The sequence below is a fragment of the Pseudomonas sp. FG1 genome (genome assembly GCF_034313875.1).
Classification (GTDB): domain Bacteria; phylum Pseudomonadota; class Gammaproteobacteria; order Pseudomonadales; family Pseudomonadaceae; genus Aquipseudomonas; species Aquipseudomonas veronii.
Map to the genome: position 1 here is coordinate 6,206,894 of NZ_JAVIWP010000001.1, position 24,980 is coordinate 6,231,873.

20 protein-coding genes and 4 pseudogenes are annotated in these 24,980 nt (G+C 61.7%); 11 read left to right on the plus strand and 13 right to left on the minus strand.

Features of this window, described 5'->3' with window-relative positions; translation table 11 throughout:
• Positions 1–75: 75 nt before the first annotated feature.
• Positions 76–1,500: a PLP-dependent aminotransferase family protein gene (locus RGV59_RS28495; protein WP_046489386.1), complete on the minus strand. Its 1,425-nt coding sequence runs from the start codon at positions 1,498–1,500 to the stop codon at positions 76–78.
• 160 nt (positions 1,501–1,660) lie between these two features.
• On the opposite strand from RGV59_RS28495, the gene RGV59_RS28500 reads away from it, so the two are divergent.
• The 5 genes from RGV59_RS28500 to RGV59_RS28520 are packed head-to-tail and all read left to right on the plus strand — an operon-like array spanning position 1,661 to position 7,139.
• A complete protein-coding gene (locus tag RGV59_RS28500) occupies positions 1,661–2,554 on the plus strand; it encodes a DMT family transporter (RefSeq protein ID WP_162231523.1) in 894 nt (297 codons plus the stop codon).
• 23 nt (positions 2,555–2,577) lie between these two features.
• Positions 2,578–4,440, plus strand: coding sequence for a molybdopterin-synthase adenylyltransferase MoeB (gene moeB / locus RGV59_RS28505; protein WP_126585504.1), 1,863 nt, complete (start codon positions 2,578–2,580; stop codon positions 4,438–4,440).
• 23 nt (positions 4,441–4,463) lie between these two features.
• The gene (locus RGV59_RS28510; RefSeq protein WP_126585505.1) at positions 4,464–5,378 is read left to right on the plus strand and encodes a PLP-dependent cysteine synthase family protein; all 915 of its coding nucleotides are present in this window, start codon (positions 4,464–4,466) and stop codon (positions 5,376–5,378) included.
• A 37-nt stretch (positions 5,379–5,415) separates the two neighbouring features.
• Entirely contained in the window at positions 5,416–6,408 is a 993-nt protein-coding gene (locus RGV59_RS28515) for a serine O-acetyltransferase (RefSeq protein WP_017845199.1), read from the plus strand.
• A gap of 2 nt (positions 6,409–6,410) precedes the next feature.
• The gene (locus tag RGV59_RS28520) at positions 6,411–7,139 is read left to right on the plus strand and encodes an alanyl-tRNA editing protein (protein ID WP_126585506.1); all 729 of its coding nucleotides are present in this window, start codon (positions 6,411–6,413) and stop codon (positions 7,137–7,139) included.
• A 73-nt stretch (positions 7,140–7,212) separates the two neighbouring features.
• On the opposite strand, the gene RGV59_RS28525 is transcribed toward RGV59_RS28520, so the two are convergent.
• The 11 genes and pseudogenes from RGV59_RS28525 to RGV59_RS28575 form a co-directional block, all read right to left on the minus strand.
• Positions 7,213–8,244: a DUF4200 domain-containing protein gene (locus RGV59_RS28525; protein WP_126585507.1), complete on the minus strand. Its 1,032-nt coding sequence runs from the start codon at positions 8,242–8,244 to the stop codon at positions 7,213–7,215.
• A 188-nt stretch (positions 8,245–8,432) separates the two neighbouring features.
• Entirely contained in the window at positions 8,433–9,917 is a 1,485-nt protein-coding gene (prpD, locus tag RGV59_RS28530) for a 2-methylcitrate dehydratase (RefSeq protein WP_017845196.1), read from the minus strand.
• A gap of 199 nt (positions 9,918–10,116) precedes the next feature.
• A pseudogene (locus tag RGV59_RS28535) lies at positions 10,117–10,299 on the minus strand (PrpF domain-containing protein); the annotation flags it as partial.
• A 257-nt stretch (positions 10,300–10,556) separates the two neighbouring features.
• Positions 10,557–10,739 (minus strand): annotated as a pseudogene (locus RGV59_RS28540) (PrpF domain-containing protein); the annotation flags it as partial.
• A gap of 257 nt (positions 10,740–10,996) precedes the next feature.
• Positions 10,997–11,179 (minus strand): annotated as a pseudogene (locus RGV59_RS28545) (PrpF domain-containing protein); the annotation flags it as partial.
• Between the two features lie 256 nt (positions 11,180–11,435).
• Positions 11,436–11,549, minus strand: a pseudogene (locus RGV59_RS28550) (PrpF domain-containing protein); the annotation flags it as partial.
• 271 nt (positions 11,550–11,820) lie between these two features.
• Positions 11,821–13,011 carry a 2-methylaconitate cis-trans isomerase PrpF gene (gene prpF / locus RGV59_RS28555; RefSeq protein WP_322247129.1) on the minus strand — a complete coding sequence of 397 codons (1,191 nt, stop codon included), beginning with the start codon at positions 13,009–13,011 and terminating at the stop codon, positions 11,821–11,823.
• An 11-nt stretch (positions 13,012–13,022) separates the two neighbouring features.
• Positions 13,023–15,617, minus strand: a complete 2,595-nt coding sequence (gene acnD / locus RGV59_RS28560; protein WP_046489377.1) for a Fe/S-dependent 2-methylisocitrate dehydratase AcnD — start codon at positions 15,615–15,617, stop codon at positions 13,023–13,025.
• A gap of 129 nt (positions 15,618–15,746) precedes the next feature.
• On the minus strand, positions 15,747–16,874 hold the full coding sequence (gene prpC, locus RGV59_RS28565; protein ID WP_017848473.1) for a 2-methylcitrate synthase: 1,128 nt from the start codon (positions 16,872–16,874) through the stop codon (positions 15,747–15,749).
• Positions 16,875–16,915: 41 nt separating this feature from the next.
• Positions 16,916–17,809: a methylisocitrate lyase gene (prpB, locus tag RGV59_RS28570; RefSeq protein ID WP_017848474.1), complete on the minus strand. Its 894-nt coding sequence runs from the start codon at positions 17,807–17,809 to the stop codon at positions 16,916–16,918.
• The gene (locus tag RGV59_RS28575; protein ID WP_017848475.1) at positions 17,806–18,528 is read right to left on the minus strand and encodes a GntR family transcriptional regulator; all 723 of its coding nucleotides are present in this window, start codon (positions 18,526–18,528) and stop codon (positions 17,806–17,808) included. The genes prpB and RGV59_RS28575 overlap by 4 nt, the downstream gene beginning before the upstream one ends.
• Before the next feature lie 272 nt (positions 18,529–18,800).
• Here RGV59_RS28575 and RGV59_RS28580 point away from each other — a divergent pair, with 272 nt between their 5' ends.
• The 6 genes from RGV59_RS28580 to RGV59_RS28605 all read left to right on the plus strand — a co-directional run bounded on the left by RGV59_RS28580 (position 18,801) and on the right by RGV59_RS28605 (position 24,202).
• Entirely contained in the window at positions 18,801–19,349 is a 549-nt protein-coding gene (locus RGV59_RS28580) for an ATP-dependent zinc protease (RefSeq protein WP_026140213.1), read from the plus strand.
• 5 nt (positions 19,350–19,354) lie between these two features.
• Entirely contained in the window at positions 19,355–20,887 is a 1,533-nt protein-coding gene (locus tag RGV59_RS28585; protein WP_046382414.1) for an inactive transglutaminase family protein, read from the plus strand.
• Positions 20,887–21,873, plus strand: a complete 987-nt coding sequence (locus tag RGV59_RS28590) for an alpha-L-glutamate ligase-like protein (protein ID WP_017848478.1) — start codon at positions 20,887–20,889, stop codon at positions 21,871–21,873. Before RGV59_RS28585 ends, RGV59_RS28590 begins: the two co-directional genes overlap by 1 nt.
• 99 nt (positions 21,874–21,972) lie before the next feature.
• A complete protein-coding gene (gene pabB, locus RGV59_RS28595) occupies positions 21,973–23,316 on the plus strand; it encodes an aminodeoxychorismate synthase component I (RefSeq protein ID WP_046489374.1) in 1,344 nt (447 codons plus the stop codon).
• Between the two features lie 227 nt (positions 23,317–23,543).
• On the plus strand, positions 23,544–23,846 hold the full coding sequence (locus RGV59_RS28600) for a type II toxin-antitoxin system HigB family toxin (RefSeq protein ID WP_046489372.1): 303 nt from the start codon (positions 23,544–23,546) through the stop codon (positions 23,844–23,846).
• Positions 23,846–24,202: a helix-turn-helix domain-containing protein gene (locus RGV59_RS28605; RefSeq protein WP_017848481.1), complete on the plus strand. Its 357-nt coding sequence runs from the start codon at positions 23,846–23,848 to the stop codon at positions 24,200–24,202. The genes RGV59_RS28600 and RGV59_RS28605 overlap by 1 nt, the downstream gene beginning before the upstream one ends.
• Positions 24,203–24,317: 115 nt before the next feature.
• Here RGV59_RS28605 and thrH read toward each other — a convergent pair whose 3' ends face one another.
• Positions 24,318–24,935, minus strand: coding sequence for a bifunctional phosphoserine phosphatase/homoserine phosphotransferase ThrH (gene thrH, locus RGV59_RS28610; RefSeq protein ID WP_017848482.1), 618 nt, complete (start codon positions 24,933–24,935; stop codon positions 24,318–24,320).
• Positions 24,936–24,980: the final 45 nt, after the last annotated feature.

Consider the following 24,980-nt stretch of genomic DNA (forward strand, 5'->3'; position numbering starts at 1 on the left):
CCGCGCCCACAGGAAAATGCATTCCAAAGGTGGGAGCGGGCTTGCTCACGATGAACGATAATTCGGTGAACCCGCCTAAAGGTGGAAGCGCCCACCGCCCTGCCCCAACGCAGTGGCCAGCGCATCAAACCCCGCCCGCAACAACTGATCATCTCCCGACGTATTGCAGATACTCGCCCGGATAAACTGCGGCACTGCGGTCTGCCCCACGGCAAAAGCCTCGGCGGTGGCGATCAGGTAATTATTCTGCTTGAGTTCGGCCTCGATTTCCGACGCTCGCCAAGGCTCCGGGACTTCAATCCAGAAGTGCGGGCTATTGAGGTGCGTGCGGTATTCCAGGCCGGCCAACAGGTCCTGCACCAACGCCTTGCGCCGGCTGATCTCGTTGATCTGCTGACGCAGCAGATATTCCGCCGTGCCGTTCTCGATCCACTGGGTCGCCAGCTCCAAGGTCACCGGCGTGGCCATCCAGCAGGTCGAACGCAGCGCCGCTGAAATACGGCTGACCAATGCCGGCGGCGCATGCACATAGCCGACACGCAGCCCCGCCGACACGGCCTTGCTCAAGCTGCTGATCAAAATCGTACGCTCGGGCGCGAAATAGCTCAGGGGCGGCGGCCGGTCTTCCACCAACACACCGTGGGCTTCATCCTCAAGAATCAGCAGGTTGTGCTCACGACAGACTTTGACCAGCGCCTCGCGGCGTGCGACCGATAACACGGCAGTGGTCGGGTTCTGGATGGTGGGCGTGCAGTACAACGCCGAAACCCGGTGATTGCGACAGACTTCATCGAGTGCCCCGGGCAGCACACCTTCTTCATCCATCTCCAGGCCGATCAGGCGCACACCGAGCATGCGCGCGGCGGTGATCAGCCCTGGATACGTCAATTGTTCGGTGACCACCGTGTCGCCGGCGCGCAGCAGCGCCATCATCGCGCAGAGCAACCCGTGCTGGCCGCCGTTGACGCAAATGACCTGCTCGGGGATGGGATGAAAATCGCGCTGCACCAGCCACTGCGCGCCCGCTTCGCGGTAACGCGGCAGGCCGGCGTCCGGCGTGTAGGCACTGATGTCCTGGAGAAACTTGGCGTTGGTCGACAGGGTCTGGAAACTCTGCGCCAGGAACACCGTCTCCTGCCCCGGAATATGCATGTTGCGGCTCATGTCGAAGTATTGGCGCGGCTCCTCGCTGAAGTTGCGGAAACCTTCATCCCGTTGGCGCTCCATCCCACGCTTGCGCACGAACGTACCGTCACCTACCCGTGCCACCACCAACCCCAGGCGTTCCAGCTCGCCGTAGGCCCGGCTGATGGTGCCGATGGTCACCCCCAGATTGTCGGAAAGTACCCGATGGGGCGGCAGTTTCCGTCCCGGTTCAATCAGGCCCTCGAGGATGCCCCGTTCCATGACATCGGACAGACGCTTGTACTTGACGCCCTGCCCATTGGACAACCCCTCACGCATAATTGACACCATGTCAATATTTGTTTTGACAGCCATCTTTAGCCCTAATAGTGTGCTTTTACGGGTTCAATCGCCGAAAAAAATAACTCATTACAAGTTCAATATAGAGTTCAATTCCGGCTCAGGGAAGCAATAAACGATGCCAATGTCCGCCGTTCTCGAAAACGCTGCAAAAACCAAAACTCAAAAACAGTGGTTGGCCGGCCTGGTGACCAGTGTGATGTTTCTCATCGTTTGCCTGAGTTGGGGTACCACTTGGCTCGGCATCAAAATCGCCGTGGAGAGCGTGCCGCCGCTGACCTCCGCCGGCTTGCGCTTCCTGATCGCGTTCCCGCTGTTCCTGTGTTTTGCCATGGTGCGCCGCGAGCCGATCCTGTTCCCCCGGGAAAGCCGTTGGTTCTTCGTGTTCGTGACCCTGTCCTACTTCAGCGTGCCCTATTACCTGCTCAACTACGGCGAAATGCATGTTTCGTCCGGCCTCACCGCGCTGCTGTTCAGTTGCATGCCGGTGTTCATCCTGATTTTCTCCGCGCTGTTCCTGCGCGAGCGCATCTACTTTTCCCAGGTGGTCGGCATCGGTATCGGCTTCGGCAGCCTTTACATGATCATCAGGAGCCAGGGCCTGCACCTGGACCACGCCGAGTTCTTCGGGGTACTGGCGATTCTGAGCGCCGCGATCATGCATGCCTTGTGCTACGTCATTACCAAGCAAAAAGGCAGCGCCATCAGCGTGATCACTTACAACACACTGCCCATCGGGATCGCCGGGCTGATGCTATTCGTCGCCGGCCTGTGGTTTGAAACACCGACTTTCGAAGCCATCACCCTGCGTTCGTGGGGCGCCCTGTTCTACCTGGGCCTGGTCGCATCGGTGGGCGGGTTCATCGTGTATTTCATGCTGCTCAAGCGCCTGAGCCCGATCATCCTCTCGTTCGTGTTCATCATCTTCCCGGTGTTCGCGGTGATCATCGGCGCCTGGTACGAAGGCGTGGCGATTTCCCGCGACCTCATGCTGTATTCGGCCATTCTGCTGGCCGGTTTTGCGATCACCAAGTTGCCCATCGAAAAACTCATGGCCAAGAAAAATTGAGCCTCTTTGAACGCGAGAGAAACATGGACGTCCTCCGCCCAGAAGCCCTGGAACAGATCTATGCCCACGCCAGCCGCAGCTACCCCGAGGAATGCTGTGGCTTCGTCTTCGCCGACGGCAGCGTGTACCTGGGCCGCAATATCCAGAACGAGCTGCACCGCAAGAACCCCGAGATGTATCCGCGCAGCGCGGCCAATGGCTACACCTTTTCCGTGGCCGACACGCTGCTGCTGAACAAGGCACTTCGCAGCGACAACCCGGTGGTGGTGATCTACCACTCCCACCCTGACGTCGGTGCCTATTTCAGCGACGAAGACCAGGACAAGGCGCTGTTCATGGGCGAGCCGATCTACCCCGTCAGCTACCTGGTGGTGGATGTTCGCCAGGGCCAGGCCCTGGGCTCGAAGCTGTTTGCCTGGGATGGCAAGCATTTCGCCCTTCAACCCTTCAACGACCTGCACACGGAGTTGTCCATGAACGCTGTCTCTTTCCCCGACATTCTGGTTCGCGTGGCCAAGCTGCCGGAATCGACCCTTGAGGGCACCGGATCGACATTGCGCGAAGTCATTGAAAACCTCTGCGACAGCCACCCTCAGTTGCGTATGCACCTGTTCCACGAGAACAACAACCAGCTCAAGGAACACTTCCTGTTTACTGCTGAGGAAGCATTGATCGAGGCGGACGACCGGCTACCGGAAAAGGCCAGGATCGAAGTGTTGCTCGCCACCTCCGGCGGCATCGACGTCGACGGCCTGAGCAATGAAGAAGTGCAGCGTTACGTGCGCCATATCACCCTGCCCGGCGTCGGTCGCGAAGGCCAGTTGAACCTGAAAAAAGCCAAGGTGCTGATCATCGGCACCGGCGGCCTGGGCTCGCCCATCAGCCTGTACCTGGCGGCAGCCGGCATCGGCACCCTGGGGCTGGTGGATTTCGATGTGGTCGAAAGCAGCAACCTGCAACGCCAGATCGTCCACGGCAACAGCACCCTGGGCATGTCCAAGGTCGCGTCCGCCAAGCAACGCTTGCAAGACCTCAACAGCCACATCCAGATCAATGCCCACGACACCGCGCTGACCGCCGACAACGCTCTGGAATTGGTCGGCGCCTACGACTTGGTGATCGACGGCACCGACAATTTCGACACGCGCTACCTGGTCAACGACGCCTGCGTGCAGTTGGGCAAACCCCTGGTGTTCGGCGCCATCTACCGTTTCGACGGGCAGATCAGCGTGCTCAATTACAAAGGCGGGCCCTGCTACCGCTGCCTGTTCCCCAAGGCACCACCGGCGGAACTGGCGCCCAATTGCAGCGCCGGCGGAGTGATCGGCGTGCTGCCGGGGGTAGTCGGGATGATCCAGGCGACCGAGGCGATCAAGTTGCTGATCGGCATCGGCGAACCCTTGTCCGGCCGCTTGATGCGCTTCGATGCACTGGCGATGAAATTCAGCGAGATCCGCTTCAAGCGCCGCGCCGACTGCCCCTGCTGTTCGGAACTGCGCCACAGCGCCCCCCTCGCGCCGACAGTCTGCGCCGACGCCGCACCGAGCAAGCCCAGCCTGGCCGAAGAGCGCTACATCAAGCCGCGGGTACTCAAACAACTGCTCGAACGCCACAGCAGCGCCGACGTACTGTTGGACGTGCGCGACGCCAGCGAACTGGAGGTCTGCAAGTTGCCGGGCGTGGTGCATATCCCCCTCGCCGAACTGGACGGTCAGCTCGACAGCCTCAGCCGAGACAACACCCACTACCTGATCTGCTACGCCGGAACCCGCGCCGAGCAAGCGGCCAGCACCCTGCTGGCGGCCGGCTTCGCCAACACCAAAGTTCTGCAAGGCGGCATGAAACATTGGGTTCGCGACGTCGAACCCGATATGCCTTTGTACTGATCACGGCCCTGGGTAACGACCTGATGTTGCATAACTCAATTCTCGACGCCATCGGCCACACACCGATCGTGCGCCTGGCGCAGTTGTCCGAAGACCTCGGTATCGAGGTCTACGCCAAACTGGAATCGCTCAACCCCGGCGGCAGCCACAAGGCGCGCATCGCCTTGGGCATGATCCTCGACGCCGAGCGTCGCGGCGTGCTGATGCGCGACTCCGGGCAAACCATTATCGAACCCAGCGGCGGCAACACCGGCATTGGCCTGGTGATGGCTGGCAACGTGCTCGGCTACAAAGTGGTGCTGGTGATCCCGGATAACTACAGCCCCGAAAAGCAGAAACTGCTGCGCCTGTATGGCGCCAAGGTGGTGCTGTCGGACAGCCGCCTCGGCAACAATTCCCATGGCGAGAAATGCATGGAGTTGCAGTTGGAAAACCCCAGCTACGTGATGCTCAACCAGCAACGCAACGGCGCCAACCCGCAGACGCACCGCGACACCACCGCGCCGGAGATCCTCAGCGCCTTCGGTGAGCAGCGCGTGGACTACTTCGTCAGCGGCATCGGCACCGGCGGCCATATCACCGGCATCGGCGAAACCCTCAAGGCCGCCTGGCCGGCCCTGCGCGTGATGGGCGTGGAACCGGAGGAATGCGACCTGCTGAAAAACCAGCACGCACCCCACCATATCCAGGGCCTGTCGATCGGCTTGATCCCGAGCATCCTCAACCTGGACGTGCTGGACGGCATGCTCAAGGTGTCGCGCGTGGAATGCCTCGACATGATGAAACGCATCATGCGTACCGATGCCATCAGCCTGGGCCTGTCCTCGGCCGCCAATATGGTGGCCATCGCCAAGCTCGCCCCGGAGTTACCGCCCGAAACGGTGGTGTTGACCATGGTCTACGACAATGCCGACAGCTACCTGCCCAGTTTCGAATAACCGGTTATCCAACCATCCAGAATGCGGGGGTGCCTCCATGGGCGGCTTTATCGACATGCAACATCTGCACGATGAATTGCTTACCCACCTCATCAAGACCCTGACGCCCACGCAGATGAAGCAGCTGGAGCCGCACTTGGCGCCGTTGGTCCAGAGCGCCGCCCAGGCGGTGGCCGAGGACCTGATTGCCTACGCCTACCGCGACCCGGCGTCGCGCGGGCGCGGCGAGTTGATCCTGGAATCCTATGCCTCGTTCAAGGCGGTGCTGTTCTACCGGCTGGCGCACCGGGTGTGGCATTTTCCCGACCAGACCAACGGGATGTTTTCGCGCATTGCCCTCAAGCTCAGCAACCAGGGCAAGATCCTCTCCGGCGCGGAGATTCACCCGGCAGCACGCATCGGTCGGCGCTTTGTGCTCGACCATGGCTACGGCACGGTGATCGGTGAAACCTGCGAGATCGGCAACGACTGCTACATCCTCTGCGGCGTGACCCTCGGCGCTCGCGGCATTGCCAACAACCCCGACGGCAAGCGCCACCCGCGCCTGGGCAACAACGTCGAAATCGGCTCCGGCGCCCGCGTGCTCGGCTACGTGCAGATCGGCGACAACGTGTTCATCAGCCCAGCGTGCGTGATCACCCAGGACGTACCGGCGGGGACCAAGGTCAAGGTGGTCAACCAGATCCAATTGCAAAAGAACGACGAATCGGAGCACAGCAGCTACCTCGGCGCCTTCGCTCTCGATGAGCGCCTGCACGTGGTCGGCGAGATCAATGCCAGCCACAAGGTCACGGTGCTGGACGCCGACTTTCACCCGTTGCAGGGGCTGATGCTCGAACCCACGGTGAAAGAACGCCATCACCTGCAATTTCGCCTGCGCCACATCGAAATGGGCGACCGCCTGCCACGCCTGCCGCTGAACCTGAAAGTCTGCGGGCCGGAATTTGAAATCACCCTGCTTTCCCCCCCTGGCTTGAGCGCAATGGTGCGTCACCTGCTGCAAGCCAGCCCATTGATTGTCGGAGGTTGAACATGTCTGTGCACACCATGGAAACCCTGGCGCTGTTTGACAGCGCGCCCTACCAGAACGCCTTCAGCGCCCGGGTGATTGCCGTCAGCGAACACGGCATCGCCCTGGAGCACACGCTGTTCTACCCTACCGGCGGCGGGCAACCCGGCGACACCGGCCACTTCACCCTGGACGACGGCACGCGCGTGGACATCCTCGGCACGGTGCGCGACCCGGTGCAGCGCTCGATCATCTGGCACCAGGTGGAACACTGTCCCGAGCAGTTGAGCGCCGGGGCCCAGGTGGATGCCAGCCTCGATTGGGAACGGCGCTACCAGCACATGAAAATGCACACCTGCCTGCACCTGCTGTGTTCACTCATCGACGCCCCGGTCACCGGCTGCAGCATCAGCGCCGACAAAGGGCGACTGGATTTCGACCTGCCGGAAATGACCCTGGACAAAGACAGCATCACCCGCGATATCAACGCGCTGATCGAACAGGCTCATCAGGTGAAAACCCTGTCGATGCCCGCGTCGGAGTACGCAACCCTGCTGCAGATCACCCGCACCCAAGCGGTAGCTCCGCCCGTGATCCAGGGCTCGGTGCGCGTAATTGAAATTGCCGGAATCGATATCCAGCCATGCGGCGGCACCCATGTGATCAACACCGAAGAAATCGGCCGGGTGTTTTGCGAGAAGATCGAGAAGAAGAGCAAGCATAACCGTCGGGTTATTTTGCGCTTTGAATGAATGTTCAGCAGAACGGGGTCGATGCAGGTGCGGGCTTACCGCCCCACATTGACCCGTTTTTCTATCGCTGAACTTAACCCTTCAGCGCTTTGATCTGGTTATTCAGCTGCTCGATTTGCTTCTGCAGTTCGGAAATCACCTTGGAAAATTCAGCCATCATCTGGTCGATGCGTGTGCGAAGTTGCTCATTGTCGCGTGCGAGATCCTCGAGGGTACGAGGCGCCTGGTTTGATTCATCGGACCGGGCCGACGGGTTGCTTTCGTTGGACTGCGCCGCGCCTTGCTTGCCTTGACCCGAAGAAGCACCTTGATTGGCCTGACCCTGACCCTGCGCCGCACCTTGCTTGCCTTGACCGGAAGAAGCACCCTGATTGGCCTGCCCCTGACCCTGACCCTGCGCTGCGCCTTGCTTGCCCTGGCCGGAAGAAGCACCCTGATTGGCCTGACCCTGACCCTGCGCTGCGCCTTGCTTGCCTTGACCGGAAGAAGCACCCTGATTGGCCTGCCCCTGCCCCTGCCCCTGCGCTGCGGGAGGCATCCGGGTCTGGGGAGTATCCGCGCCCAACTTCTTACTCAAATCACCGATCTGGTCTTGAAGCCCTTTAACGACCGAATTGAAACCGGACTCCAACTTATTGAGCCTATCGCCCAGTTGCTTATTTTCGGCAGTCAAGCGCTCAAGGGAGGGAGGAGCATCCCGCCCGGCCCCTTGTGTATTGTCCATACGGCCGCGCGCTTCAGGCGACGTGCCGTTCTGCTTCGCCGCAGGATCACCACGAGTACTGGGGTTCGACGGTGCCGCCTCTTTTCCAGACGCTGCCTTCACCTTGGGGTGCTGCGCAAGCTGGTTCACTTGCTCCTGAAGCTTCATGATTTGCGGCGTTAACTTGGCGACCATCTGATCATACTTTTCGGCCAACTGTTTGTTCTGGCCAGAGAGGTGTTCCAGATGAGCGGGTACCGCGTTTTTTGCCGCAGACGACGCCTTGGCCAGAGGACTGTCAGGTACTCTGAGGCTCTCGTCGGCGCGACGGAGCCTGGCGTTCGGCGACATGTCATAGCCGACGGTGTTGGGCATTGGCGGGCGATTGTTTACGCTATTCATAAAAGGGCCTTTTCAGATTCAGGTGTTTGATCCACAAGCATCGCTTGCCAGATGACCCGCGCCTGCAGGGCATCTGACACCTGATTGGCTTCTATCTGAAAACGGTTCCGAAGATGTAGGACGCATCAATCGCAAAGTATGTCTGTGTCAAAACCTGCCCTTCGCGAGCGTGCGCAACCACGGCGCGGTCATATCACCCATAAATCCACAAAGCGATTCACCGGCGTGGCTTCAAGCCGCGCCTGATCCTTGCACAACGCAAAAATCTCGGCACTGCGCTGGGCCGTAAAGCGCGTCGCCAGGTTGGCCTTGAACTTGTCTTCCAGCAACGGAATACCGTCCACCCGGCGCCGACGATGCCCAATCGGGTACTCCACCGCGACCTGCTCGGTGTGGGTGCCATCGTTGAAGAACACCTGCACCGCGTTGGCGATGGAACGTTTGTCCGCCTCCAGGTATTCGCGGCTGTAGCGGGGCTCTTCGACGATCACCATCTTTTCGCGCAGCTCGTCGATGATCGGGTGCGCAGCGTGGAACTCATCTTCGTACTGCTCGGCCACCAGCGTGCCGAAGGCCAGCGGCACGGCGGTCATGTATTGCAGGCAGTGATCGCGGTCGGCCGCATTGGCCAATGGGCCGACCTTGGAAATGATCCGAATCGCCGACTCATGGGTGGTGATCACGATGCGTTCGATGTCGTGCAGGCGATCGACAACCTGCGGGTGCAAGGTCACCGCAGCTTCGCAGGCGGTTTGCGCGTGGAACTCGGCGGGAAAGCTGATCTTGAACAGCACGTTTTCCATCACATAGGTGCCGTAGGGTTGGGACAGGCTGAAGGTGCGCTTGTCTTCGGGCTTGAGCGCCAGGTCCTTGTTGGTGTGGCTGAACAGCACGTCGTAGAAGCCCCATTGCGGCGCGCTCAACACCCCGGGAATACCCATCTCGCCGCGCAGCGCGATGTCTGCCAGCCGCACACCGCGACTGGAGGCATCGCCCGCCGCCCAGGATTTGCGCGAACCGGCATTCGGTGCGTGCCGATAGGTACGCAATGCCTGACCGTCGACAAAGGCGTGGGACAGCGCCGACAGCAGTTGCTCGCGGTTGGCGCCCATCAGCTTGGCGGTGACCGCCGTCGAGGCGACTTTCACCAGCAGCACATGGTCAAGACCGACACGGTTGAAGGAGTTTTCCAGGGCAATCACACCCTGGATCTCGTGGGCCATGATCATCGCTTCCAGCACTGCGCGCACGGTCAGCGGCGCGTCGCCATTGGCCACGCGTCGTTGCGAGAGGTGATCGGCCACGGCGAGGATGCCGCCGAGGTTATCCGAGGGGTGGCCCCATTCGGCGGCGAGCCAAGTGTCGTTGTAGTCGAGCCAGCGCACGATGCAGCCAATGTCCCAGGCGGCCTTGACCGGGTCGAGCCGGAACGACGTGCCCGGCACCCGCGCGCCGAACGGCACCACCGTGCCCTCGACCAGCGGCCCCAGGTGCTTGGTGCATTCCGGGAACCGCAGCGCCAGCAGGCCGCAACCGAGGGTGTCCATCAGGCAGTTGCGCGCAGTGTCCAGCGCGGCTGGGGAGTCGATCCGGTAGTTGAGGACGTAGTCAGCGATGTCCTGCAAAACCTGGTCGTAGTCGGGGCGGGTGTTCTGGTCGACGTTGGCGCTCATGGCTGTTCTCCAAAGTGGGTGGGGGGTCAGTCCTCGGGCTCACGGTTACTGGAAGCAGATCTTCGATGCCTGCCTTGGAATAGAGATTCCTTGTGGGAGGGGGCTTGCCCCCGATGACGGCGGGTCAGTCAATGAATGTGTCGACTGGTACACCGCTATCGGGGGCAAGCCCCCTCCCACAGGGGATTGGTGTTGGGTTTTAGAACACGTCGCCTGGGACGCGTACAAAGCCTTCCATCAACACCCGCGCGCTATGGCTCATGATAGCCTTCTTCACCACCCATTCGCCGTTGACCTGGGTGGCTTCAGCGCCGACCCGCAAGGTGCCGGACGGATGCCCGAAGCGCACCGCGTTGCGTTCCACGCCGCCCGCCGTCAGCGATGTCCTGCAAAACCTGGTCGTAGTCGGGGCGGGTGTTCTGGTCGACGTTGGCGCTCATGGCTGTTCTCCAAAGTGGGTGGGGGGTCAGTCCTCGGGCTCACGGTTACTGGAAGCAGATCTTCGATGCCTGCCTTGGAATAGAGATCCCTTGTGGGAGGGGGCTTGCCCCCGATGACGGTGGGTCAGTCAATGAATGTGTCGACTGGTACACCGCTATCGGGGGCAAGCCCCCTCCCACAGGGGATTGGTGTTGGGTTTTAGAACGCGTCGCCTGGGACGCGTACAAAGCCTTCCATCAACACCCGCGCGCTACGGCTCATGATGGCCTTCTTCACCACCCATTCGCCGTTGACCTGGGTGGCTTCAGCGCCGACCCGCAAGGTGCCGGACGGATGCCCGAAGCGCACCGCGTTGCGTTCCACGCCGCCCGCCGTCAGCGATGTCCTGCAAAACCTGGTCGTAGTCGGGGCGGGTGTTCTGGTCGACGTTGGCGCTCATGGCTGTTCTCCAAAGTGGGTGGGGGGTCAGTCCTCGGGCTCACGGTTACTGGAAGCAGATCTTCGATGCCTGCCTTGGAATAGAGATCCCTTGTGGGAGGGGGCTTGCCCCCGATGACGGCGGGTCAGTCAATGAATGTGTCGACTGGTACACCGCTATCGGGGGCAAGCCCCCTCCCACAGGGGATTGGTGTTGGGTTTTAGAAGGCGTCGCCTGGGACGCGTACAAAGCCTTCCATCAACACCCGCGCGCTACGGCTCATGATGGCCTTCTTCACCACCCATTCGCCGTTGACCTGGGTGGCTTCAGCGCCGACCCGCAAGGTGCCGGACGGATGCCCGAAGCGCACCGCGTTGCGTTCTACGCCGCCCGCCGTCAGCGATGTCCTGCAAAACCTGGTCGTAGTCGGGGCGGGTGTTCTGGTCGACGTTGGCGCTCATGGTTGTTCTCCAAAGTGGGTGGGGGGTCAGTCCTCGGGCTCACGGTTACTGGAAGCAGATCTTCGATGCCTGCCTTGGAATAGAGATCCCTTGTGGGAGGGGGCTTGCCCCCGATGACGGTGGGTCAGTCAATGAATGTGTCGACTGGTACACCGCTATCGGGGCAAGCCCCCTCCCACAGGGGATTGGTGTTGGGTTTTAGAAGGCGTCGCCTGGGACGCGTACAAAGCCTTCCATCAACACCCGCGCGCTACGGCTCATGATGGCCTTCTTCACCACCCACTCGCCGTTGACTTGGGTGGCTTCAGCGCCGCCCGCCGTCAGCGATGTCCTGCAAAACCTGGTCGTAGTCGGGGCGGGTGTTCTGGTCGACGTTGGCGCTCATGGTTGTTCTCCAAAGTGGGTGGGGGGTCAGTCCTCGGGCTCACGGTTACTGGAAGCAGATCTTCGATGCCTGCCTTGGAATAGGGATCCCTTGTGGGAGGGGGCTTGCCCCCGATGACGGTGGGTCAGTCAATGAATGTGTCGACTGGTACACCGCTATCGGGGGCAAGCCCCTCCCACATTGGATGTGTATCGAGCCTTAGAACGCGTCGCCTGGGACGCGTACAAAGCCTTCCATCAACACCCGCGCGCTACGGCTCATGATGGCCTTCTTCACCACCCATTCGCCGTTGACCTGGGTGGCTTCAGCGCCGACCCGCAAGGTGCCGGACGGATGCCCGAAGCGCACCGCGTTGCGTTCTACGCCGCCCGCCGCGAGGTTGACCAAGGTCCCGGAAATCGCCGCAGCCGTGCCGATCGCCACCGCTGCGGTGCCCATCATCGCGTGGTGCAACTTGCCCATGGACAAGGCACGCACCAGCAGGTCGATATCGCCGGCCTTGATCGCCTTGCCGCTGGAAGCCACGTAGTCCGCAGGCGGTGCCACGAAGGCCACCTTTGGCGTGTGCTGACGCTGGGCGGCTTCGTCCAGATGCTTGATCAGGCCCATGCGCAACGCGCCATAGGCCCGCACCGTCTCGAACATCGCCAGGGCTTTCGGGTCGCCGTTGATTGCGCCTTGCAGCTCGGTACCGGTATAGCCCAGGTCTTGCGCGTTGATGAAGATTGTCGGGATACCCGCGTTGATCAGCGTGGCCTTGAAGGTGCCGACACCCGGCACCTCCAGGTCATCGATCAGGTTGCCTGTGGGGAACATCGAACCACCGCCGCCCTCTTCTTCAGCGGCCGGGTCCAGGAACTCCAACTGCACTTCGGCGGCCGGGAAGGTCACGCCGTCCAGTTCGAAGTCGCCGGTTTCCTGCACCGCGCCGTCGGTGATCGGTACGTGGGCGATGATGGTCTTGCCGATATTGGCCTGCCAGATCCGCACCACGGCCACGCCGTCGCGGGGCACGCGGGCCGGGTCGACCAGGCCCGCGCTGATGGCGAAGGAACCCACCGCCGCCGACAGGTTGCCGCAGTTGCCGCTCCAGTCGACGAACGGTTTGTCGATGGCGACCTGGCCGAACAGGTAGTCCACGTCATGCTCGGCGCGGCTGCTTTTGGCCAGGATCACGGTTTTGCTGGTGCTCGACGTGGCGCCGCCCATGCCGTCGATCTGCTTGTCATAGGGATCGGGGCTGCCGATCACCCGCAACAGCAGGGCATCGCGTGCGGCCCCCGGGACCTGCGCCGACTCGGGCAGGTCCTGGACGCTGAAAAACACACCCTTGCTGGTGCCGCCACGCATGTAGGTGGCGGGGATCTTGATTTGCGGTACGTGTGACATGGTTATCCTCTTCAGGCGGTCGCCGCCGATTCCAGGAAGTCCTGGGCAAAACGTTGCAACACGCCGCCCGCCTCGTAGATCGACACTTCTTCGGCGGTGTCCAGGCGGCAGGTCACCGGCACTTCGACACGTTCGCCATTCTTGCGGTTGATCACCAGGGTCAACTGCGCGCGCGGGGTGCGTTCGCCGACCACGTCATAGGTTTCGCTGCCGTCGATCTTCAACGTGTGACGGTCGGTGCCCGGCAGGAACTCCAGCGGCAACACGCCCATGCCCACCAGGTTGGTGCGGTGAATGCGTTCGAAACCTTCGGCGGCAATCGCTTCCACACCCGCCAGGCGCACGCCCTTGGCTGCCCAGTCGCGGGACGAACCCTGACCGTAGTCGGCGCCGGCGATGATGATCAGCGGCTGCTTGCGCTCCATGTAGGTTTCGATGGCTTCCCACATGCGCGTGACCTTGCCTTCCGGCTCGATGCGCGCCAGGGACCCCTGCTTGACCTTGCCGTTTTCGACGACCATTTCGTTGAACAGTTTCGGGTTGGCGAAGGTGGCGCGTTGCGCGGTCAGGTGGTCGCCCCGGTGGGTCGCGTAAGAGTTGAAGTCGACTTCCGGCAGGCCCATTTTCGCCAGGTATTCGCCGGCGGCGCTGTCGAGCATGATCGCGTTGGACGGCGACAGGTGGTCGGTGGTGATGTTGTCCGGCAGCACTGCCAGCGGGCGCATACCCTTAAGCGGCCGCGCACCGGCCAGCGCGCCTTCCCAGTACGGCGGACGGCGGATATAGGTGCTTTGCGGGCGCCACTCATACAGCGGCGCGACTTTCGGGCCGGTGTCTTCGTGGATCGCGAACATCGGGATATACACTTTGCGGAACTGCTCCGGCTTGACCGACGCCTTGACCACCGCGTCGATTTCTTCGTCGCTCGGCCAGATGTCTTTCAGGCGGATTTCCTTGCCGTTGGCGTCGAGGCCCAGCACGTCCTTCTCGATGTCGAAACGGATGGTACCGGCAATCGCATAGGCCACCACCAGCGGCGGCGAAGCCAGGAACGCTTGCTTGGCATACGGGTGGATACGCCCGTCGAAGTTGCGGTTACCCGACAACACGGCGGTGGCGTACAAGTCGCGGTCAATGATCTCTTGCTGGATCACCGGGTCGAGCGCACCGGACATACCGTTGCAGGTGGTGCAGGCGAAGGCCACCACACCGAAACCGAGTTTTTCCAGTTCGTGCCCAAGGCCGGCTTCTTCGAGGTACATGGCCACGGTTTTCGAACCGGGCGCCAGGGACGACTTGACCCACGGCTTGCGGCTCAGCCCCAGCTTGTTGGCGTTGCGCGCCAGGAGGCCGGCGGCGATCACGTTGCGCGGGTTGCTGGTGTTGGTGCAGCTGGTGATCGCGGCAATGATGACCGCACCGTCGGGCATTTGCCCCGGTACTTCTTCCCACTGGCCGGAGATGCCTTTGGCGGCGAGGTCGCTGGTGGCGACACGGGCGTGCGGGTTGCTCGGGCCGGCCATGTTGCGCACGACGCTGGACAGGTCGAAGGTCAGGCCGCGCTCGTATTTCGCGCCCTTGAGGTCGTCGGCCCACAGGCCGGTCTGGCGTGCGTATTGCTCGACCAGGGCGACTTGTGCGTCTTCACGGCCGGTGAGTTTCAGGTAGGCGATGGTCTGCTGGTCGATGTAGAACATCGCCGCGGTGGCGCCGTATTCCGGGGCCATGTTGGAGATGGTCGCGCGGTCGCCCAGGGTCAGTGCCGATGCACCTTCGCCGAAGAACTCGAGCCATGCGCCCACCACTTTCTGTTGACGCAGGAACTCGGTCAGCGCCAGCACCATGTCGGTGGCGGTGATGCCGGGTTGCAGCTTGCCCGTCAGCTCCACGCCGACGCTTTCCGGCAGGCGCATCCACGAGGCGCGGCCGAGCATCACGCTCTCGGCTTCGAGGCCGCCGACGCCGATGGCGATCACGCCGAGGGCATCCACGTGCGGGGTGTGGCTGTCGGTGCCGACGCAGGTGTCGGGGAACGCCACGCCGTCACGCACCTGGATCACCGGAGACATTTTCTCCAGGTTGATCTGGTGCATGATGCCATTGCCCGGCGGGATCACGTCGACGTTCTTGAAGGCTTTTTTGGTCCACTCGATAAAGTGGAAGCGGTCTTCGTTGCGGCGGTCTTCGATAGCGCGGTTTTTCTCGAACGCGTCCGGGTCGAAACCACCGGCTTCGACGGCCAGGGAGTGGTCGACGATCAGTTGGGTCGGCACCACCGGGTTGACCTGGGCCGGGTCGCCGCCTTGCAGGGCGATGGCATCGCGCAGGCCGGCGAGGTCGACCAGGGCGGTCTGGCCGAGGATGTCATGGCACACCACCCGCGCCGGGAACCAAGGGAAGTCGAGGTCGCGCTTGCGCTCGATCAGTTGGCTCAGGGAAGCATTGAGGGTGGCCGGGTCGCAACGACGCACCAGGTTTTCCGCGAGTACGCGGGAGGTGTAAGGCAAGGTGGCGTAGGCGCCGGGGGTGATTGCATCGACAGCCGCGCGGGCGTCGAAGTAATCGAGGCGGCTGCCGGGGAGCGATTTGCGAAATTCAGTGTTCATCGTCAGGACTCGGTCACGGTGATTACAAAAGGAACCCACTGATCCAGATTTGAAATGTGATTCAAATGTGGGAGGGGGCAAGCCCCCTCCCACCTTTTGACCTCATTTCAATCCTGGAATCGTCGGCCTTCAGCGACGTTCGATTGGCACGAACTTGCGCTGTTCGACGCCGATGTACTCAGCGCTTGGACGGATGATGCGGTTGTTGGCGCGCTGTTCGAACACATGCGCGGCCCAGCCGGTGAGGCGCGAGCACACGAAGATCGGGGTGAACAGCTTGGTCGGGATGCCCATGAAGTGGTACGCCGAGGCATGGTAGAAGTCGGCGTTGGGGAACAACTTCTTCTGCTCCCACATGACCTTGTCGATGGCTTCGGAGACCGGGAACAACACTTTGTCGTCCACTTCTTCGGCGAGCAGTTTCGACCAGCCCTTGATGACCTCATTGCGCGGGTCGCTGTCTTTGTAGATCGCGTGACCGAAGCCCATGATCTTGTCCTTGCGCGCCAGCATGGCGAGGGTGCCGTCGACGGCGTCCTCGGCCGACAAGAAGCGCTCGATCATTTCCATCGCCGCTTCGTTGGCGCCGCCGTGCAGCGGGCCGCGCAGCGAACCGATGGCGGCGGTGATGCACGAATACAAGTCAGACAGGGTCGACGCACAGACACGCGCGGTAAAGGTCGACGCGTTGAATTCGTGCTCGGCGTACAGGATCAGCGACACGTTCATCACTTTGACGTGCAACTCGCTCGGCGTCTTGCCGTGCAGCAGGTGCAGGAAGTGACCGCCGATGGAAGGTTCGTCGGTCACGCAGTCGATGCGTTTGCCGTCATGGCTGAAGCGGTACCAGTAGCACATGATCGCCGGGAAGGCAGCGAGCAGACGGTCGGTGACATCGCGCTGTACGCTGAAGTCCTGCTCCGGCTCGAGATTGCCGAGGAACGAGCAACCGGTACGCATCACGTCCATCGGGTGGGCGTCGGCCGGGATGCGCTCGAGCACTTCCTTGAGCGCCTGGGGCAGGTCACGCAGCTTGCTCAGCTTGGCGCTGTAGGCAGCCAGTTCGGTCTTGGTCGGCAATTCGCCGTACAGCAGCAGGTAGGCGACTTCTTCGAACTGCGCATCAGCGGCCAGTTCGCGCACGTCGTAGCCGCGATAGGTCAGGCCGGCACCGGCCTGGCCCACGGTGGACAGTGCGGTCTGCCCGGCCACCTGGCCACGCAGGCCAGCGCCGCTCAGTACTTTTGCTTCAGCCATGGTTACTCTCCAATTTTGTAGTTATCCGGGAGGCGCGTTCGTTACTTCTTGGCGGCGAACAGCGCGTCGAGCTTCTGCTCGAAGGTGTGGTAGTCGATGCGATCGTAAAGCTCCATGCGGGTTTGCATGGTGTCGATCACGTTCTGTTGGGTGCCGTCGCGACGGATCGCGGTGTAGACGTTTTCGGCGGCCTTGTTCATGGCGCGGAAGGCCGAGAGCGGGTACAGCACGATGGAAACATCGGCAGATTTCAGTTGATCGACGGTGTACAACGGGGTTGCACCGAACTCGGTAATGTTAGCCAGGATCGGCGCCTTTACCTTTGACGCGAACAGCTTGTACATGTCCAGCTCGGTGATGGCTTCCGGGAACACCATGTCGGCGCCGGCCTCGATGCAGGCGGCGGCGCGATCCAGGGCGGATTCCAGGCCTTCGACGGCCAGCGCATCGGTACGCGCCATGATCACGAAGCTGTCATCGGTGCGCGCATCCACGGCGGCCTTGATGCGGTCGACCATTTCCTGCTGGGACACGATTTCTTTGTTCGGGCGATGACCGCAGCGCTTGGCGCCGACCTGATCTTCAATATGGATGGCAGCGGCGCCGAACTTGATCATCGACTTGACGGTGCGTGCCACGTTGAACGCCGAGGAGCCGAAACCGGTGTCCACGTCCACCAGCAGCGGCAGGTCGCACACGTCGGTGATGCGGCGCACGTCGGTCAGCACGTCATCGAGGCCGGTGATGCCCAGGTCCGGCACGCCGAGGGAGCCCGCGGCCACCCCGCCACCCGACAGGTAGATCGCCTTGAAACCGGCGCGTTTGGCCAGCAGTGCGTGGTTGGCATTGATCGTGCCGACCACCTGCAATGGGTGTTCGCTGGCGACCGCGTCACGGAAACGCTGGCCTGGAGTGCGGTTGTTATTGGAACTCATGACTCACCTCGCTGAGTGGCTGTCTGGGGAGCACCGCCTGGGAAGTGGCGGGCGATATTGCGTTTGGAGGCGCCGATGTGACGACGCATCAACAACTCGGCCAGTTCACCGTCGCGATCGGCGATCGCGTCAAGAATACGGTGATGCTCGGCAAAGGCCTGGCGTGGACGATTGGGGGTTGCGGAGAACTGGATGCGGTACATACGCACCAACTGGTACAGCTCGCCGCAGAGCATTTGGGTCAAGGTGCGGTTGCCCGCGCCCTGGATGATCCGGTAATGAAAGTCGAAGTCGCCTTCCTGCTGGTAATAGCCGACACCCGCCTGGAACGCCGCATCCCGTTCGTGGGTATGCAGCACCTGGCGCAGTTCTTCGATCTCCGCATCGGTCATGCGCTCGGCGGCCAGGCGGCACGCCATGCCTTCGAGGGATTCGCGGATTTCATAGAGTTCGATCAATTCCGCGTGGCTCAACGACACCACGCGAGCGCCCACATGGGGCACGCGCACCAGCAGGCGCTGGCCTTCGAGACGGTGGATCGCCTCACGCAACGGGCCGCGGCTGATGCCGTAGGTGCGCGCCAGTTCCGGCTCGGAGATCTTGCTGCCGGGGGCGATCTCGCCTTTGACGATAGCGGCCTGTATACGCCTAAAGACATTCTCCGACATTGTCTGGGATTCTTCCGGGGAGACCACCGGAGCTTCCGATTGAACCAGCATATTGTCGACACCTTTAAAAGCAATGCCGCAAAAACTAGCCAATAAGCCCTACTTAGTCAAAGAATAAATCAACATTGTCGACAATCGTCTAATAACCGCCGTTGTAAGCAACAAGGACATGGCCGCCTGCCAGCGCTGGCGCCAAAAAAGCATCATGTTAGAATAGACGCCGCTTTTGCCTGACATCTCTTGATGAAACGGCGCACGAGGGAGCTTGCGCAGCAATGCCAGTCGCCTTGAATTGAACATCGCACTGCACCGCCTCAGGATTTATGAGACTCAAGCCCTTCCCCCGATTGTTTTGCCTACTGTTCATACCAGGACTTATGCCGGGGCTATGCGCTGCCGCCGAGAAGACCGTGTATGGCCTCAACGAATACGCCAAGCTGGCGGATATCGACCTGGAAGTGGCGGCCAAACTCGACACCGGCGCCAAGACCGCCTCGTTGAGCGCCCGCGATATCAAACGCTTCAAGCGCAACGGCGAATCCTGGGTACGCTTCTACCTGGCCATCGACACCGCCCATTCCCACCCCATCGAACGCCCACTGGCCCGCGTCAGCAAGATCAAGCGCCGCGCCGGTGACTACGACCCCGATGAGGACAAGAACTACACCGCCCGTCCGGTGATTGCCCTGGATATCTGCATGGGCAGCGCTTTACGCAGCATCGAAGTGAACTTGACTGACCGCAGCGCTTTCCAATACCCGCTGCTGATCGGCTCCGAAGCGTTGAAACGCTTTGATGCGCTGGTCGACCCCAGTCTTAAATACGCAGCGGGCAAACCTGCCTGCGCCGCCGACGCTCATACCGCCGAGTAAACCGAATGCGCTCTCTGACCCTGCACCTGAAAATCCTCATCACCCTCCTGGTGGTGCTGGGTATTTCGGTCACCGCCTACCAGATCTTCGTGCTGGGCATTCCCGTCACCGAGGACGCCACCGACGACTTGTGGAACATCGACGCCAAGGTCGAGTTCGTCGCCAACCCGAAAGACCCGGTGAAGATCCAGATGTTCGTGCCGCCCCTGAGCCGCGACTTCGTCAGCCTCAATGAGAGTTTCATCTCGAATAACTACGGGGTCAGCGTCAACCGCATCGATGGCAACCGCAAGGTCACCTGGTCGGCGCGCCGGGCCAAGGGCAAGCAGACCCTGTATTACCGCCTGGTGCTGACCAAGCGTTACAGCGGTGAAAAGGTCAAGATCAAGGGCCCGACCTTCCGCGACAGCATCGCCGTGGAAGGCCCGGAAAAAATCGCCGCCGAAGCCCTGCTCGCGCCGATCCGCCAGCACTCGGCCGATGTGGAAACCTTTATTACCGAAGCCATCAAGCGCACCAACAACCTCAACGACGACAACGTCAAGCTGCTGCTGGCGGGCGACCCCTCGACACCGCACAAGGCCAAGATCGTCGAACTGCTGCTGTCCATCGCCCACGTGCCGGTGGAAAAGGTCCACACCATCCGCCTCGTCGCCGACCAGCCGCAAACCCCGGAACTGTGGCTGCGCAGCTTCAATGGCAATGACTGGCTGTACTTCAACCCGGAAACCGGCGAACCAGGCCTGCCCGCCGACCGCCTGTTGTGGTGGACCGGCGATGAAAACCTGATCACCGTCGATGGCGGCAAGAAAGCCATGGTCACCTTCAGCCTGAACAACAGCGAAATGAACGCGATCCGCCTGGCCAAGCTGACCGACGAAAACACCGACGCCAACTTCCTCGAATACTCGCTGTACGGCCTGCCGCTGCAAACCCAGCAGACCTTCATGATCATGGTGATGATCCCGATCGGCGTGCTGGTGATCCTGATCCTGCGCAACCTGATCGGCCTGCAGACCCTGGGCACGTTTACCCCGGTGCTGATCGCCCTGGCGTTCCGCGAGACTCAGCTGGGCTTCGGGATTGTGCTGTTTACGATCATCACCGCGCTGGGCTTGTCGCTGCGCTCGTACCTGGAACACCTGAAGTTGCAGATGCTGCCGAGGCTGTCGGTGGTGCTGACCTTCGTGGTGGTGCTGATCGCGGCCATCAGCCTGTTCAGCCATAAACTGGGGCTGGAGCGCGGGCTGTCGGTGGCGCTGTTCCCGATGGTGATTCTGACCATGACCATCGAACGCCTGTCGATCACCTGGGAAGAACGCGGCGCCAGCCATGCGCTGAAAGTGGCGATCGGCACGCTGTTCGCGGCGTCCCTGGCGCACCTGATCATGAGCGTGCCGGAGCTGGTCTACTTTGTGTTCACCTTCCCGGCGATCCTGCTGATCCTAGTGGGCTTCATGCTGGCCATGGGGCGTTATCGCGGCTACCGCCTGACCGAGCTGGTGCGCTTCAAGGCCTTCCTCAAGGCTGACTCGTAATGTTCGGCTTCTGGAAGACCTGGAAGGCCCTGGAAGCGCGGGGCATCATGGGCATCAACCGGCGTAATGCGGACTACGTGCTCAAGTACAACAAGCGCAGCCTGTACCCGATCGTGGATGACAAGATCATCACCAAGGAACGCGCGCTGGCGGCTGGCATCCATGTGCCGGAAATGTACGGGGTGATTTCCACCGAGAAGGAAATCGACAAGCTCGACGAGATCATCCAAGGGCGCAGCGACTTCGTGATCAAACCGGCCCAGGGCGCTGGCGGTGACGGCATCCTCGTCATCGCCGACCGCTTTGAGGAGCGTTATCGCACGGTCTCCGGCAAGATCATCAGCCATGAGGAAATCGAGCATCAGATTTCCAGCATCCTCACCGGCCTGTACTCCCTGGGCGGCCACCGCGACCGCGCGCTGATCGAGTACCGCGTGGTGCCCGACCAGATTTTCAAGAGCATCAGCTACGAAGGCGTGCCGGATATCCGCATCATCGTGCTGATGGGCTACCCAGTGATGGCCATGCTGCGCTTGCCGACCCGCCAGTCCGGCGGCAAGGCCAACCTGCACCAGGGCGCGATCGGCGTGGGCGTCGACCTGGCCACCGGCCTGACCCTGCGCGGCACCTGGTTGAACAACATCATCACCAAACACCCTGACACCACCAACGCGGTGGATGGCGTGCAACTGCCCAACTGGGACGGTTTCATGAAGCTCGCCGCCGGCTGCTATGAGCTGTGCGGGCTGGGCTACATCGGCGTGGACATGGTGCTGGACCAGGAAAAAGGCCCACTGATCCTCGAACTGAATGCGCGGCCGGGGCTGAATATCCAGATCGCCAACGACTGCGGCCTGACCCTGCGCACCCATGCGGTCGAGGCACGACTGGAAACCCTGAAAGCTGCCGGCGTGACGGAAACGCCGGAAGAACGGGTGAAGTTCGTGCAGGCCATGTTCGGGCACATCCCCGCCGTCGAAGGTTGAGCCGGCCTTCGATCTGTCTATCCCCGACATCCCCTCTAGGACCAAATCCTACGGGGGTCTACAATCCCCTCCCCCACGCCATCAGCTGATCCACCCCGCATGTCGACCTGTTCCGTACACCCACTGCCCTACCGGGCCAACCCCGCCGAGTATTTTGCGGCGATTCGCCATGCCCCTGGCGCGGTGCTATTGGACAGCGGCCGCCCGACCGCCGAGCGGGGCCGTTATGACCTGCTCAGCGCCTGGCCCGAAGCGACGTTGGCGGTGCGGCCTGACGAAAGCGGCAGCGAGTTCCTGCAACGCCTGCGGGAAAACCTTACACAGTTGGGTGAGGCGGCATTGCCGGCTGGCTACGAGTTACCGTTCGTCGGCGGCCTGATCGGTTACCTGAGCTACGATTTCGGCCGGCACCTGGAACAGTTGCCGCACCGCGCGGTGGACGATCTGCACCTGCCGGACGCACGTTTTGGGCTGTACGCCTGGGCCCTGGTCAGCGATCACCAGGCGCAGACCAGCCAGTTGGTGTTTCACCCGACACTGGCCGATGGCGAGCGGCAGCGACTGATCAAGCTGTTCAGCCAGCCAGCCGCCGAGATAGCCGCCAACTTCAAGCTCCACGGCCCCATGACCCCCGACATCAGCGCCCAGACCTACGCGCAGGCCATCGCCCGCATCCACGACTATATCCGCGCGGGCGACTGCTACCAGGTCAACTTCACCCAGCGCTTTCGCGCAGCGTGCAGCGGCGATCCGTGGGCGGCCTACTGCGCCTTGCGCGAAGCCTGCCCGACGCCATTTTCCGGGTTCCAGAGCCTGCCGGATGACGGCGCGGTACTGAGCCTGTCGCCGGAACGTTTCGTCAGGATCAGCCAGCGCCAGGTCGAAACCCGCCCGATCAAAGGCACCCGCCCGCGCGGCCTGACGCCTGAAGAAGACGCCGCCAACGCCGCCGAACTGCTGGCCAGCCCCAAGGATCGTGCCGAGAACCTGATGATCGTCGATCTGTTGCGCAACGACCTCGGGCGCACCTGCCGCACCGGCTCGGTGAAAGTGCCGGAGTTGTTCAGCCTGGAAAGCTACCCCAACGTGCATCACTTGGTCAGCAGCGTCACCGGCGAATTGGCCGACGACAAGGACGCCCTGGATCTGATCGCCGGCAGCTTCCCTGGCGGCTCCATCACCGGCGCACCGAAGATCCGCGCAATGCAGATCATCGACGAACTGGAGCCAACCCGCCGCGGGCTGTACTGCGGCTCGCTGGTGTACCTGGACGTGCGTGGCGAGATGGACAGCTCCATCGCCATCCGCAGCCTGCTGGTCAAGGACGGCCAGGTGTGCTGCTGGGGCGGCGGCGGGATCGTCGCCGACTCGCAATGGCAGGCGGAATATCAGGAGTCGCTGACCAAGGTGCGGGTATTGTTACAAACCCTGGAAAGCCTGTAACGCAGCGCCCTTCCTGGCGTTGGGAGGCAACGCCCGGCCGCGGAAAAAACCTGAATCAGAACCGCTGTGGACGGCCTGTGAACCGGAGGATAGCGTCCGGTTTCGACCGTCCACCCGCCATCTGTGAAGGATCACATGAAGCGATTGCTTACTCGTCAGAAAATATTTCCAAGATTGCATCTGCACTTGCCAGAGCCTAACATCTCCCAAATTGGGAGGTTAGGATCATGCGGATAATCGCGTTCTCGACCTTACGTCTCTTCTGGGAGAGCCACCCAGCTTACATCGACGCCAAAACACCGCTGGTCGAGTTGTATCGCCATATGGAGAAGGCTGCATACCCAACGCCGCAAGCGCTCAAGGCGGAGCTCGGAACCGCGAGCATCCTCAAAGGCAGCAGGGTTGTATTCAACGTGGGCGGCAACCGGTATCGAGTGATCATGGCGATCAATTATCAGCGTCAGCTTGGGTTCATACGTTTCGTGGGAACCCACGCACAGTACGATCAGATCAACGCGGAGACCGTGTGATGAACATCAAACCCATACATTCCCAAGAAGACCTCACCGCCGCGCTCGCACGCGTCGAACAGATATGGGAAGCGCCAATCGGCTCGCCTGAGGGCGATGAGCTGGAAATTCTTGCGGTCCTCATTGAAAAGTATGAGGCCGAACATTATCCGATGCCGCCGTCGGACCCGGTGGAAGCCATCCGCTTTCGCATGGAGCAACTTGGCATGACGGCGCGCGACCTGGAGGCCTTCATCGGCACCAGCGGCCGGGTGTCCGAAGTGCTCAACCGCAAGCGCAAGCTGAGCCTGTCGATGATCAAGCGCCTGCATGAAGGCTTGAGCATCCCGTATGAGCGGTTGCTGGCAGGGGCTTAAGAACTCAGGCGGCTGTAGGCCCGCGCCCACATTCGACCGCGCTTCCAGAGGATAAACGCGGTCGAATGTGGGAGCGGGCTTGCTCGCGATGGGGCCGCCAACTGCGCGGAACGACTTACAGGCTCAACGGCCGGTTCGAAGCCTTGATGAACTCGTTCTTCAGCTCTTCAAACGTATGCACCGCCGGGAACTGCGGGAACTCGCGGATCACATTCTCCGGCGCATGGAACAGAATCCCGCGGTCGGCCTCGCCCAGCATGCTGGTATCGTTGTACGAATCGCCGGCAGCGATCACGCGGTAGTACAGGCTCTTGAACGACAGCACCGACTGGCGCTTGGGGTCTTTCTGGCGCAGTTGGTAACTGACCACGCGGTCGGTTTCGTCAGTGATCAGGCGGTGGCACAACAGGGTCGGGAACCCCAACTGGCGCATCAGCGGCTGGGAGAATTCGTAGAAGGTGTCCGACAGGATCACCACCTGGAAGCGCTCGCGCAGCCAGTTGACGAACTCGATGGCACCGTCCAGCGGCTTGAGGGTAGCGATCACTTCCTGGATATCGGCGAGCTTGAGCCCGTGTTCGTCGAGGATGCGCAGGCGTTGCTTCATCAGCACGTCGTAGTCGGGAATGTCCCGGGTGGTCGCCCGCAGGGATTCAATACCGGTTTTTTCGGCGAAGGCGATCCAGATTTCCGGAACCAGTACCCCTTCCAGGTCGAGACAGGCAATTTCCACGAGACACTCCTATTTGTATTGTTCAAGTCGAGCGAGCAAAAAGAC